This window comes from Pseudomonas sp. TWI628 (genome assembly GCF_039673865.1).
Lineage (GTDB): Bacteria > Pseudomonadota > Gammaproteobacteria > Pseudomonadales > Pseudomonadaceae > Aquipseudomonas.
In genome coordinates this window covers 33,265-46,488 of the sequence record NZ_JBDJMM010000002.1, presented here as the reverse complement: position 1 = coordinate 46,488, position 13,224 = coordinate 33,265, and the positions used below count along the sequence as shown (strand labels likewise).

At 64.5% G+C, this 13,224-nt stretch carries 12 protein-coding genes; 11 read left to right on the top strand and 1 reads right to left on the bottom strand.

From position 1 onward, the window contains the following. The first annotated feature begins 19 nt into the window (after window positions 1-19). From ABE528_RS01770 to ABE528_RS01725, 10 genes are all read left to right on the top strand, one after another. Window positions 20-772, top strand: a complete 753-nt coding sequence (locus ABE528_RS01770; RefSeq protein WP_346651976.1) for a transporter substrate-binding domain-containing protein — start codon at window positions 20-22, stop codon at window positions 770-772. A gap of 58 nt (window positions 773-830) precedes the next feature. Continuing rightward, window positions 831-1,550 carry an ABC transporter permease subunit gene (locus tag ABE528_RS01765; RefSeq protein WP_152957583.1) on the top strand — a complete coding sequence of 240 codons (720 nt, stop codon included), beginning with the start codon at window positions 831-833 and terminating at the stop codon, window positions 1,548-1,550. Further along, window positions 1,547-2,257: an ABC transporter permease subunit gene (locus tag ABE528_RS01760; protein ID WP_346651975.1), complete on the top strand. Its 711-nt coding sequence runs from the start codon at window positions 1,547-1,549 to the stop codon at window positions 2,255-2,257. Before ABE528_RS01765 ends, ABE528_RS01760 begins: the two co-directional genes overlap by 4 nt. Before the next feature lie 15 nt (window positions 2,258-2,272). Further along, window positions 2,273-3,517: an FAD-binding oxidoreductase gene (locus ABE528_RS01755; protein ID WP_346651974.1), complete on the top strand. Its 1,245-nt coding sequence runs from the start codon at window positions 2,273-2,275 to the stop codon at window positions 3,515-3,517. A gap of 22 nt (window positions 3,518-3,539) precedes the next feature. Next, complete coding sequence (locus ABE528_RS01750; protein ID WP_152957586.1) at window positions 3,540-4,322, top strand: amino acid ABC transporter ATP-binding protein; 783 nt, start codon at window positions 3,540-3,542, stop codon at window positions 4,320-4,322. Between the two features lie 297 nt (window positions 4,323-4,619). Next, entirely contained in the window at window positions 4,620-5,429 is an 810-nt protein-coding gene (locus ABE528_RS01745) for a type 1 glutamine amidotransferase (RefSeq protein WP_152957587.1), read from the top strand. A gap of 382 nt (window positions 5,430-5,811) precedes the next feature. After that, window positions 5,812-6,723, top strand: a complete 912-nt coding sequence (kdgD, locus tag ABE528_RS01740) for a 5-dehydro-4-deoxyglucarate dehydratase (protein ID WP_152957588.1) — start codon at window positions 5,812-5,814, stop codon at window positions 6,721-6,723. Window positions 6,724-6,826: 103 nt separating this feature from the next. Further along, entirely contained in the window at window positions 6,827-8,191 is a 1,365-nt protein-coding gene (locus ABE528_RS01735) for an MFS transporter (RefSeq protein ID WP_346651973.1), read from the top strand. Between the two features lie 68 nt (window positions 8,192-8,259). Then, window positions 8,260-9,813 carry a galactarate dehydratase gene (gene garD / locus ABE528_RS01730; RefSeq protein ID WP_152957590.1) on the top strand — a complete coding sequence of 518 codons (1,554 nt, stop codon included), beginning with the start codon at window positions 8,260-8,262 and terminating at the stop codon, window positions 9,811-9,813. Between the two features lie 23 nt (window positions 9,814-9,836). Continuing rightward, a complete protein-coding gene (locus ABE528_RS01725; protein ID WP_152957591.1) occupies window positions 9,837-11,417 on the top strand; it encodes an aldehyde dehydrogenase (NADP(+)) in 1,581 nt (526 codons plus the stop codon). Window positions 11,418-11,527: 110 nt separating this feature from the next. On the opposite strand, the gene ABE528_RS01720 is transcribed toward ABE528_RS01725, so the two are convergent. Continuing rightward, entirely contained in the window at window positions 11,528-12,277 is a 750-nt protein-coding gene (locus tag ABE528_RS01720) for a FadR/GntR family transcriptional regulator (RefSeq protein WP_152957592.1), read from the bottom strand. A gap of 207 nt (window positions 12,278-12,484) precedes the next feature. Here ABE528_RS01720 and ABE528_RS01715 point away from each other — a divergent pair, with 207 nt between their 5' ends. Then, window positions 12,485-13,219, top strand: coding sequence for a GntR family transcriptional regulator (locus tag ABE528_RS01715; protein ID WP_152957593.1), 735 nt, complete (start codon window positions 12,485-12,487; stop codon window positions 13,217-13,219). Window positions 13,220-13,224: the final 5 nt, after the last annotated feature.

Genomic DNA, 13,224 nt, shown 5'->3' with positions numbered 1-13,224 from the left:
AGAGTGCAAGAGGTGCGAGATGAACAAGACCATGGCTATGCTGGGTGCGTGTGCCCTGCTGCTGGCAGGCAACGCCAGCGCCGAGACCCTGCGCTTCGCCACCGAAGGTGCCTACCCGCCCTTCAACTATGTCGACGCCGATAACCAGTTGCACGGCTTCGACATCGACATCACCCATGCCCTGTGCGAGCAGATGAAGGTTGAATGCACCCTGGTTGCCCAGGACTGGGAAGGCATCATCCCGGCGCTGATGGCGCGCAAGTACGATGCCGTGGTGGCGTCGATGATCGACACCGAGGAGCGGCGCAAGAAAATCGCCTTCACCGACCATTACTACCGCACCCCGCTGACCGTCGCCGTGGCCAAGGACAGCAAGATCAGTGACGCCCAGACCAGGTTTGACGGCTATACCGTCGGTGCCCAGTCGTCCTCGACCCAGGCCATCTATGCCGAAGACGTGTACGCCAAGGCCGGCGCCGACGTGAAGCTGTACCCGACCATGGACGAGGCCAACGCCGACCTCGCCGCTGGCCGCCTGGACGGGGTGATTGCCGACAAGTTCCCGCTGCACGAGTGGATGAACAAGAACGGCGCCGACTGCTGCAAGATCCTTGGCGATGTTGCCAATACCAAGGCCGACGCCGCGATTGCCGTGCGCAAGGACGACGATGCCCTGCGCCAGCGGCTGAACACCGCACTGGCCGAGATCGTCGCCAACGGCACCTACCAGAAGATCGCCAGCAAGTACTTTGCCTTCGATATCTACAACTGATCTGTAGGGGGCATGCGCTTTCCGTGTGGGAGCGCATGACCCATCCAAGGGGTTCGTCATGCTCGATCAATTGTCCTTGCTGTCCTTCGCCAGTGGTGGCTGGGGCCAGGCGCTGCTGGCCGGCGCGCTGGTCACCGTGTCACTGGCCCTCGCCTGCCTGCCCATCGGCCTGCCGCTGGGCCTGGCCGTAGCGTTGGCGGCGCGTTCGCGCAAACGCTTGCCGCGCGCCTGGGCCACCACCTTTTCCACGGTGTTCCGCGGCCTGCCCGAGCTGCTGACCTTGCTGATCATCTATTACGGCTGCCAGATCGCCGCACAAAAGCTGCTGGCGGCCATGGGTTATCAAGGCGAATTCCTGATCAACACCTTCCTGGCCGCGATGATCGCCTTCAGCCTGGTCTTTGCGGCGTTCTCCAGCGAAATCTGGCTGGCTGCGTTCAAGACCCTGCCCAAAGGCCAACTGGAAGCCTGCTCGGCGCTGGGCCTGAGCAAGCGCACCGGGTTCTTCAAGGTGGTGCTGCCGCAACTGACCCGCATCGCCCTGCCGGGCCTGTCGAACAACTGGCTGTCGCTGCTCAAGGACACCTCGCTGGTGTCGACCATCTCGCTGGTCGACCTGATGCGCCAGACCAACCTGGCGGTCAGCGTAACCAAGGAGCCAATGTTCTTCTATGGCGTTGCCTGCCTGGGCTACCTGCTGTTCTCGGCCGCCTCGGGACGGGTGTTCGCCTATATAGAGCGCCGCAGCAACCGCCACCTGCAAGGAGCACGCACATGAGTGCCGAACAACTGCTGGGCCTGGTGCTGGACCCGGACCTGCTGGAACGCTACGGCCCGCGTTTCGTCGATGGCCTGCTGGTGACCGCCAAGCTGGTGGCGATCTCCTTCAGCCTGGGCGCCGTGCTCGGCCTGCTGCTGGCCCTGGCGCGCATGTCGCACCATCGGCTGCTGCAACGCATGGCGGCCGGCTACATCTACTTCTTCCGCGGCTCGCCGCTGCTGGCACAGCTGTTCCTGTTGTATTACGGCCTGGGCTCGCTGAAAGGCTTCTGGCAGGACGTCGGCCTCTGGTGGTTCTTCCGTGAAGCCTGGTTCTGCACGTTGCTGGCGTTCACCCTGAACACCGCCGCCTACCAGGCCGAAATTTTCCGCGGCAGCCTGATGGCCGTGGCCCCGGGGCAATACGAAGCGGCACGGGCGCTGAACCTGAAACGCTCGACCACCTTCTTCAAGGTCATCCTGCCGCAATCGTTGCTGGTGGCCATCGGGCCGCTGGGCAACGAGCTGATCCTGATGATCAAGGCCAGCGCCATCGCCTCGCTGGTGACCATCTACGATCTGATGGGCGTGACCAAACTGGCGTTCTCGCGCAGTTTCGATTTCCAGATCTACCTGTGGGCCGCAGTGCTCTACCTGGTGATCGTCGAGCTGGTCCGGCGCTTGCTCAAACACCTGGAAGCCCGCCTGGGCCGCCACCTGAACTGACCGAAGGATACATCCATGCATTGCCAGACCCTTGTTCTTGGCGCCGGCATCGTCGGCGTCAGCACCGCACTGCACCTGCAGGCTCGTGGGCGCCAGGTGATCCTGATCGACCGCGACGACCCCGGCAGCGGCACAAGCCATGGCAACGCCGGGCTGATCGAGCGTTCCAGCGTGATCCCCTATGCCTTCCCGCGGCAATTCGGCGCCTTGCTGCGCTATGGCCTGAACCGCCAGCCAGACGTGCGCTACAGCTTGCTGCACCTGCCCAAGGCGGCGCCGTGGCTACTGCGCTACTGGCAACAGTCGGCGCCCGGGCGCCTGGCCGGGGCGGCGGCCGACATGCTGCCGCTGGTGCAGCGCAGCGTCGAGGAACACGATGCGCTGATCCACGCCGCCGGCCTGGAAGGGCTGATCCAGGCCAAAGGCTGGATCGAGGTGTATCGCGACCCGGCGCTGTTCGAGCAGGCCAAGGCCGAGCTCAAGGGCCTGGCCCGTTACGGCCTGCAGTACGAAATCCTCGAACGCGGCCAGCTGCAGGCACGCGAGCAGCAGCTCGACAGCACGGTGGTCGGTGGTATCCACTGGCTCGACCCGAAGACCGTCACCAACCCCGGTGCCCTCACCCGTGGCTATGCCGCGCTGTTCGTGCAGCGCGGCGGGCAGTTCCTGCATGGCGATGCGCGCAGCCTGCGCCAGCTCGACGGCCAATGGCAGGTCGACAGCCAACGGGGGCCGATTACCGCCGACGAGGTGGTGGCCTGCCTGGGCCCGCAATCGGGCGACCTGTTCGAGCGCCTGGGCTACCGCATTCCGCTGGGCATCAAGCGTGGCTACCACATGCACTACGGCACCCGCGATGGCGCGCAGCTGCAGCATTCGATCTGCGACACCCAGGGCGGCTATGTACTGGCCCCCATGGCCCGCGGTGTGCGCCTGACCACCGGCATCGAGTTCGCCGCCAGTGACGCACCGGGCAACGAAATCCAGCTCAAGCGCTGCGAAGCCCTGGCCCGCAAGCTGTTCCCGGCCCTGGGTGAGCGCCTCGATGACAAACCCTGGCTCGGCCGCCGGCCCTGCCTGCCCGACATGCGCCCGGTGATCGGCCCGGCGCCCCGGCACAAAGGGCTGTGGTTCAACTTCGGCCATGCCCACCACGGCCTCACCCTCGGCCCGGTCAGCGGCCGCCTGGTGGCCGAGTTGCTCACCGGCGAGCGCCCTTTCACCGACCCTGCGCCCTACAGCGCGGCACGTTTCGACTGAAACCCAGCGGGAGAACAACAACATGACCGCCCCCATGAGCGTTGCCAGCCTTGCCCCCGAACCTGACCCACGCCCGGAGCTGATCCGTATCGAGGGCCTGAACAAGCACTATGGCGCCTTCCATGTACTGCGTGACATCGACCTGCAGGTGCGCGAAGGCGAGCGCATTGTCCTGTGTGGCCCGTCCGGTTCGGGCAAATCGACGCTGATCCGCTGCATCAACCGCCTGGAAATCGCCCAGCAGGGCAGCATCCGGGTGGCCGGCACGGACCTTGCCGCCAACACTCGCCAGGCGGCCCAGGTGCGCAGCGAGATCGGCATGGTGTTCCAGCACTTCAACCTGTTCCCGCACATGAGCGTGCTCGACAACTGCCTGCTCGCCCCCACCAGCGTGCGCGGCCTGTCGCGCAAGGACGCCGAGGAACGGGCGCGCATGTACCTGAGCAAGGTGGGTATCGAGAGCCAGGCGCACAAATACCCCAGCCAGTTGTCCGGCGGCCAGCAGCAGCGCGTGGCCATCGCCCGGGCGCTGTGCATGAAGCCGCGCATCATGCTGTTCGACGAGCCGACCTCGGCGCTTGACCCAGAGATGGTCGCCGAGGTGCTCGACGTGCTGGTGCAACTGGCCGGCACCGGCATGACCATGCTTTGCGTCACCCATGAAATGGGCTTTGCCCGCCAGGTGGCAGAACGGGTGCTGTTCCTCGAAGGCGGGCAGATCATCGAGGACAGCCCGCCCCAGGTGTTCTTCAACCAGCCGCGCACGGCGCGGGCCAAGGCGTTCCTGGCGCAGATACTGCACTGAAGCAACGATCATTGCAGCGCTGCAATGATCCAAGTGCGTCGTTAAATATAATTGACCTTACCCCCTGCCAAACCCTTGCCGGCTCAGGCTCGCAAGGGTTCAGCCCCCGAAATTCGGCGCCTTAACCGCTTTTTGCTCGTTTGACATATCGAACGGCTCTGGCAAGCTATCTACAAGCCCCGACCGGAATCGTCCAGTTATGAGCCGGCAGTGCTCGGGACTTCAGGTAGCACAACATGGCCACGGGCCGTGCACCTGCACAACAACGACAGGCAGAGCCCTGTCATAAGGTGACATATGTCCAACAGCAACATTGGCAACAAGCAACCTTCCCTGCGCAAACCCGTCGTCCTGATGACCATGGGCAGCCAAGAGCGCAAAGGCCATGACTATCAGGTCATGACCCACAAATACATCACCCCGCTGGTCGACTTCGCCGATTGCGTCCCGGTGCTGGTGCCCACCTGCTGTGGCATCGAAGACCTCGAGACCTATCTGGACATGGCCGACGGCGTGTACCTGACCGGTGCCGGCAGCAACATCGACCCGACCCTGTACGGTCAGGAGAACGAAACGCCAGGCAAGGGCCAGGACCAGAACCGCGACCTGTTCGACATCCCGCTGGTCAAGGCGGCGCTCAAGCGCGGCCTGCCCATCTTCGGCATCTGCCGTGGCATGCAGGAAATCAACGTTGCCCTGGGCGGCGACATCTACCAGAAGGTCTACGCCGAGCCTGGCTTCAATGACCACCGGGAAAACCCGGAAGATCCGGTCGATGTGCAATACGCCCAGGTGCATGGCGTGAAGATCAAGCCGGGCAGCTGGCTGCGTGAAACCCTGGGCACCGACGAGATCCGCGTGAACTCGCTGCACGGCCAGGGCCTGCGCAACCTTGGCGCCGGCATCGAACCGATTGCCCACGCCGAAGACGGCCTGGTCGAAGCGATCCACGCGCCGAGCATTTCGCCGTTCCTGTTTGCCGTGCAGTGGCACCCGGAATGGCAGGCGGCGAAGAACCCTGACTCGATCAAGATCTTCCAGGCCTTCGGCGATGCCTGCCGCGCCCAGGTGCGCAAAAGCCAGATCAAGCGCCAGCAGGCTGCCTGAGATTCAGTTTCAGCTTCGTTAGCTTTGATCGCGGGGCGGCGCAAGGTCGCCCCCGCTTCCCCGGTCACCCTCTGCTGGTCCCAGAACACTTCCCGTGGAAGCGGGCGGCGGGCTTGTGCCTGTCTCCGCGATCGTTTTTTTCCTCCCCCTTAAGAGATACGATGACTGCCGAGTGATTGTCGTCAGATCTTCTGCGCCTGTGAGATCGAGCGCCGCGCGGGCGGCGCTCGATATCCGCCTCCATACAAACCTTGAACTGATCACCTGTGCGCCCTCACAAAAATTTTCCGCAAGGGACTAGTCATCGTACAAGTTGTACGATAACTTACCTCCATCGCAGAACAACACCCTTCACCCCAAGCGCCACAGGATGCCTACAACAATGAATCCACAAGAACTGAAATCCATCCTCTCCCACGGCCTGCTGTCTTTCCCGGTCACCGACTTCAATGCCCAGGGCGACTTCAACCAGGCTGGCTACATCAAGCGCCTGGAGTGGCTCGCCCCTTACGGCGCCAGCGCCCTGTTCGCCGCCGGTGGCACCGGTGAGTTCTTCTCCCTGGCCGCCAGCGAATACAGCCAGGTGATCAAGACTGCGGTCGACACCTGCGCCAAGTCGGTGCCCATCCTCGCCGGCGTCGGTGGTTCTACCCGCCAGGCCATCGAATACGCGCAAGAAGCCGAACGCCTGGGCGCCAAGGGCCTGCTGCTGCTGCCGCACTACCTCACCGAAGCCAGCCAGGACGGCGTTGCCGCCCACGTCGAAGCGGTCTGCAAATCGGTCAACATCGGTGTGGTGGTGTACAACCGCAACGTCTGCCGCCTGAATGCCAACCTGCTGGAGCAACTGGCCGAGCGCTGCCCGAACCTGATCGGCTACAAGGACGGCCTGGGTGATATCGAACTGATGGTGTCGATCCGTCGTCGCCTGGGTGACCGTTTCAGCTACCTCGGCGGCCTGCCAACCGCCGAGGTGTATGCTGCGGCCTACAAGGCACTGGGTGTGCCGGTGTACTCGTCGGCAGTGTTCAACTTCATTCCCAAGACCGCGATGGACTTCTACCACGCCATCGCCCGCGACGATCACGCCACCGTGGCCAAGATCATCGACGATTTCTTCCTGCCGTACCTGGACATCCGTAACCGCAAGGCCGGCTACGCCGTGAGCATCGTCAAGGCCGGTGCCAAGATCGCCGGTTACGACGCAGGCCCGGTGCGCACCCCGCTGACCGACCTGACCGCCGAAGAGTACGAAATGCTCGCAGCCCTGATGGACAAGATGGGTCCGCAATAAGCGCACCCCGCGGCCTGCCATTGCCGCATCCGGAGTGGGCCAGCCCCACTCCGGCTACAACTCGTGAGCCCGCACAAAAATAACTAGTGGGAGTATTAACAGCATGCAAGCGACTAAAAAGACGCATGTGCGCTACCTGATCCTGTTCATGCTGTTCCTGGTGACCACGATCAACTACGCAGACCGAGCAACCATCGCCATCGCAGGCTCCAGCCTGCAGAAAGACCTCGGCATCGACGCCGTTACCCTTGGTTATATTTTCTCCGCCTTCGGATGGGCTTACGTGGCCGGGCAGATCCCCGGCGGCTGGCTGCTGGACCGCTTCGGTTCGAAGAATGTCTACGCCTTCAGCATCTTCACCTGGTCGCTGTTCACCCTGCTGCAGGGCTTTGTCGGCGGCCTGCCGGTGGCCTGGGCGGTGGTGACCCTGTTCACCCTGCGCTTCCTCGTCGGCTTCGCCGAAGCCCCGTCGTTCCCGGGTAACGCCCGTATCGTCGCGGCCTGGTTCCCGACCCAGGAACGCGGCACCGCCTCGGCAATCTTCAACTCGGCGCAATACTTCGCCACCGCACTGTTCGCTCCGATCATGGGCTGGATTGTGTTCAGCTTTGGCTGGGAGCATGTGTTCGTGGTCATGGGTGCACTGGGCATCGTGTTCTCCATGGTGTGGCTGAAGACCATCTACAACCCACGCCAGCACCCGCGCATCAGCAAGGACGAACTCGAGCACATCGAGCAGAACGGCGGCCTGGTCGACATGGACCAGAAACGTGGCAATGACGGACCGAAATGGGGCTACATCAAGCAACTGCTGACCAGCCGCATGCTGCTGGGCGTGTACCTGGGCCAGTACTGCATCAACGCCATCACCTACTTCTTCCTCACCTGGTTCCCGGTGTACCTGGTGCAGGAGCGCGGCATGACCATCCTCAAGGCTGGCTTCATCGCTTCGCTGCCAGCGATCTGCGGCTTCATTGGCGGCGTGCTGGGTGGGGTAATCTCGGACTGGCTGCTGCGCCGTGGCAACTCGCTGACCTTCTCACGCAAGCTGCCGATCGTCTGCGGCCTGTTGCTGTCGACCTGCATGGTGTTCTGCAACTACGTCGACGCCGAGTGGATGGTGGTCGGTTTCATGACCCTGGCCTTCTTCGGCAAAGGCATCGGCGCACTGGGCTGGGCCGTAGTGGCAGACACCTCGCCCAAGCAGATCGCCGGGCTGTCCGGTGGCCTGTTCAACACCTTCGGCAACATTGCCTCGATCACCACCCCGATCGTGATCGGCTACATCATCAGCGCCACCGGCTCGTTCAAGTGGGCCCTGGTGTACGTGGGTGCCAACGCCTTGGTGGCGGTGTTCAGCTACCTGGTGATCGTCGGCCCGATCAAGCGTATCGAGTTGCGCGACGATGCCCCAAAGCCACAGTCTGAGCCGGCCGCCAATGGCGAACTGGCCAGCTCGCGGCACTGAGTGAACACGCCCACGCCTGCGCGGGCGGATGTACAAAAGCCTGAGAACCTGACAAGTAGGGCCCAAACATGCAGTTGATCGAACATTCCGACTCGCCCCGCTACGTCCGCCTGCACGACGACGACAATGTCGTGGTGGTGGTCAACGACGGCGGCCTGGGCGAAGGTGCCCGCTTCGCCGATGGCCTGACCCTGGTCGAAGGCGTGCCACAGAGCCACAAGGTTGCCACCGTGCTGATCGCCAAGGGCGAGCCGGTACGCCGCTACGGGCAGATCATCGGGTATGCGCTGGAAGACCTGCGCCAGGGCAGCTGGGTACAGGAAAGCCAGCTGGCCATGCCGGCCGCCCCCGAACTGGACAGCCTGCCGCGCTGCGACGCAGTACCCGATGCCCTGCCACCGCTGGACGGCTTCACCTTCGAAGGCTACCGCAACGCCGACGGCACCGTCGGCACCCGCAACATCCTCGGCATCACCACCACCGTGCAGTGCGTGACCGGCGTGCTGGAGCACGCGGTCAAGCGCATCCGCGCCGAACTGCTACCCAAATACCCCAACGTCGATGACGTGGTCGCTCTCACCCACAGCTACGGTTGCGGCGTGGCGATCAATGCCCGCGACGCCTACATCCCGATCCGCACCGTGCGCAACCTGGCGCGCAACCCCAACCTCGGTGGCGAGGCGCTGGTGATCAGCCTGGGTTGCGAAAAGCTCCAGGCCGGCCAGGTGATGCACGACAACGACCCGTCGGTGGACCTCAGCGAGCCTTGGTTGTATCGCCTGCAGGACGCCAGCCTCGGCTTTGTCGAGATGATCGAGCAGATCATGGGCCTGGCCGAAACCCGCCTGAAGAAGCTCGACCAGCGCCGCCGCGAGACGGTGCCGGCCAGCGAGCTGATCCTCGGTATGCAGTGCGGCGGCAGTGACGCCTTCTCCGGCATCACCGCCAACCCGGCACTCGGCTACGCTGCCGACCTGCTGGTGCGCGCGGGTGCCACCGTGCTGTTCTCGGAAGTGACCGAAGTGCGCGATGCCATCTACATGCTCACCTCCCGCGCCGAAAACCAGGAAGTTGCCGATGCCCTGGTGCGCGAGATGGACTGGTACGACCGCTACCTGCAGCAAGGCGCGGCCGACCGCAGCGCCAACACCACGCCGGGCAACAAGAAAGGCGGCCTGTCGAACATTGTCGAGAAGTCCCTCGGCTCGATCGTCAAGTCTGGCAGCGGCGCCATCCAGGGCGTGCTTGGCCCGGGCGAGCGGGTCAACCGCAAGGGCCTGATCTTCTGCGCCACCCCGGCCAGCGACTTCGTCTGCGGCACCCTGCAACTGGCCGCCGGCATGAACCTGCACGTGTTCACCACCGGCCGCGGCACGCCGTATGGCCTGGCCATGGCGCCGGTGGTCAAGGTTTGCACCCGCACCGAGCTGGCCCAGCGCTGGCCGGACCTGATCGACATCGACGCCGGGCGCATTGCCAGTGGCCGTTCGACCATCGAAGAGCTGGGTTGGGAGCTGTTCCACTACTACCTGGACGTGGCCAGCGGCCGCAAACAGACCTGGGCCGAACAGCACCGCCTGCACAATGACATCACCCTGTTCAATCCAGCACCGATTACCTGAACATTCAACCCTAGGAGCCGCACATGCCAGAGATCCTCGGCCACAACTTCATCGCCGGCCAGCGCAGCGCCGCTGGTTCGCAACGCCTGCAAAGCCTGGACGCCACCACCGGCGAGGCCCTGCCCTACAGCTTCGCCCAGGCCACCGAGGCCGAAGTGGACCAGGCAGCCAATGCCGCTGCTGCCGCGTTTGTCGAATTCCGCAACCTGAAACCGGCCCGCCGTGCCGAGTTCCTCGATGCCATTGCTGGCGAACTGGACGAACTGGACGATGCCTTCGTCGCCATTGTCTGCCGTGAGACTGCCCTGCCTGCCGCCCGCATCCAGGGCGAGCGCGGCCGCACCAGCGGCCAGATGCGCCTGTTCGCCCAAGTGCTGCGCCGTGGCGATTTCCTCGGTGCGCGCATCGACCTGGCCCTGCCCGACCGCCAGCCGCTGCCGCGGGTCGACCTGCGCCAGATGCGCATCGGCGTCGGCCCGGTCGCCGTGTTCGGTGCCAGCAACTTCCCACTGGCCTTTTCCACCGCTGGTGGTGACACCGCTGCCGCCCTTGCCGCCGGTTGCCCGGTGGTGTTCAAGGCGCACAGCGGCCACATGGCCACCGCCGACCTGGTCGGCTGCGCCATCCAGCGCGCGGCCGAGCGCACCGGCATGCCCAAGGGCGTGTTCAACATGGTCTTCGGCGCTGGCGTCGGCGAGCCGCTGGTCAAGCACCCGGCCATCCAGGCCGTCGGCTTCACCGGTTCGCTCAAGGGTGGCGACGCCCTGTGCCGCATGGCCGCCGAGCGCCCGCAGCCGATCCCGGTATTCGCCGAGATGTCCAGCATCAACCCGGTGATCATCCTGCCGGGCGCCCTGGCCAAGCGTGGCGAGGCCATCGCCCGTGAGCTGGCCGGTTCCGTGTGCATGGGTGCCGGGCAGTTCTGCACCAACCCGGGCCTGGTCATCGGCCTGCAGTCCGCGCAGTACAGCCAGCTGCTCGCCGACCTTGGCCAGCACCTGGACCAACAGGCCGGGCAGACCATGCTGAACGCTGGCGGCCTGCGCAGCTACGTGGGCGGCCTGGAGCACCTGCACGCCCACGCGGGTATCGAGCACCTCGCCGGCCAGGCCCAGGAAGGCAGCCAGGCCCGTGCTCAGCTGTTCAAGGCTGATGCCCGCCTGTTGGTGGAATCGGACCCGCTGCTGCAGGAAGAAGTGTTCGGCCCGACCACCGTGGCGGTCGAGGTCAAGGACAACGCGCAACTGCGTGACGCCCTGCTCGGCCTGCGCGGCCAGCTGACCGCGACCTTGATCGGCGAGCCGGAGGACTTCGAGGCCTTCGCCTGGCTGGTGCCGCTGCTGGAAGAGAAAGTCGGCCGCATCCTGGTCAATGGCTACCCGACCGGCGTGGAAGTGTGCGAGGCGATGGTCCACGGCGGGCCGTATCCGGCGACTTCCGATGCCCGTGGTACATCGGTCGGCACCCTGGCCATCGACCGTTTCCTGCGCCCGGTGTGCTACCAGAACTACCCGCAGGCGCTGCTGCCGGAGGCACTGCGTGACCACAACCCGCTGGGGCTGCGTCGCCTGGTCAATGGGCAGTGGAGCGAGGGCGCCATCTGAGTAATGAACTGAAACAGGAAAGCCCCGCATTTGCGGGGCTTTTCTTTATCGCCTGTCCCGGCCTCTTCGCGGGTGAACCCGCGAAGAGGCCATTACAGGTTATAGAGGCCTCAGCCCCCCTGAGCCTCGGCTGCTTCATGAGCCTGGCGCAATCGCTCGCGGCTGTTGCTCAGGTGCATGCGCATGGCCATCTTCGCCCCTTCACTGTCGCGCCGGGCGATGGCTTCATAGATGGCTTCGTGCTCGTGCATCAGGCGGCTCATGTAATGCGCCTGGTCATCATGGGCCAACCGCGCCGAATTCAACCGGGTACGCGGAATGATGCTGGTACCCAGGTGGTTGATGATATCGGCGAAGTAGTGGTTGCCACTGGCCTGGGCAATGCGCAGGTGGAACTGGAAGTCCGCCGACACTGCATCGGTGGCATGTGCCGCGCCTTCGTTGAGCTCGTCCAGCGCCGCCCGCATGCCCGCCAGCGCTTCGTCGCTGCGCCGTTGCGCCGCCAGGCCCGCCGACTCGATTTCCAGGGCGATGCGCAGCTCCAGCACCGCCAGCACTTCGCGCAAGGTCACCACGGTCGCCGGGTCGATACGAAAGCCCCCGGTCGCCGGCGCATCCAGCACGAAGGTACCGATGCCATGGCGCGTCTCGACCTGCCCGGCCGCTTGCAGCCGGGAGATCGCCTCACGCACCACGGTGCGGCTGACGCCCTCCTCGGCCATGATCTGCGATTCGGTCGGCAGCTTGTCGCCGCGCTTGAGCTGGCCGCTGCGAATGCGCTCGGTCAGCACCGTGACCAGTTCCTGGGCCAGACTACGCGGCTTGCGCCGGGTCCTTGCCTGTACCTGCTGCTCTGTCATGCCCTGTATTTCACCTTGAAAGACAGCCGTCATGATAGCGCAAGCAGTTGTACGATCACATACACCCGACGCGGTATTTCATCAAAGCGCTGCGCCAGGTGCATGCCCCAGCACGCGGGCGTATTGGTCACCTGCGTTGGACTCGGTGAACTCGCCCCAGCACTGATAAACTGCCAATCCGTGGATTTGAGGGGATTGACGCAAGGCATGAACGAAACGCGATACGCCGTGGTGGCCAAGGACTTGATGGAAGGCATCGCCAGTGGCCGTTACCCGGTGGGTAGCCTGCTGCCGACCGAATTCGAGCTGTGCGATTTGTATGAGGTGAGCCGGCACACGGTGCGGGCAGCGATCAACCAGTTGCTCAATCAGGGGCTGGTGTCACGCCGCAAGCGGGTCGGCACCCGGGTCGAGGCCAGCAGCCCACGCGGCGGCTATTCCCAGTCACTGGCGACCGTGGCCGACCTTGCGCACCTGGCGGAAACCCAGCAACGGGATATCCAGAACGTGCGCCACTTCGTCGCCGATCTGAGTGAGGCGGCGCGCCTGGGGCTGGTGCCGGGGGAGCACTACTTCTGCGTGTCGAGCATCCGCGTCGACCGCCAGCACAATGCCGCGCCGCTGTGCTGGACCGATGTCTATGCTCAGCGCGACTACGCCGAGGTCATCGAACTGGCCCGCGAGCACCCTGACCAGCTGATCGCAGCGTTGATCGAACAGCACTATGGCCGGGCGATCGCCGTCGTCGACCAGCAGGTACGGGCCGTGTTGCTGACAGCAGAGATGGCGCGTGAACTGAAGGCCGAGACGGGCACCCCAGGGCTGAAGATCATCCGTCATTACCGCGAGAAAAACGGCGACCTGATGGCAGTTTCCGAGACCGTGCACCCGGATGACCGGTTCACCCTGGTGACCCAGATGCGCCGGGACACGCAGGGCTGAAGCCG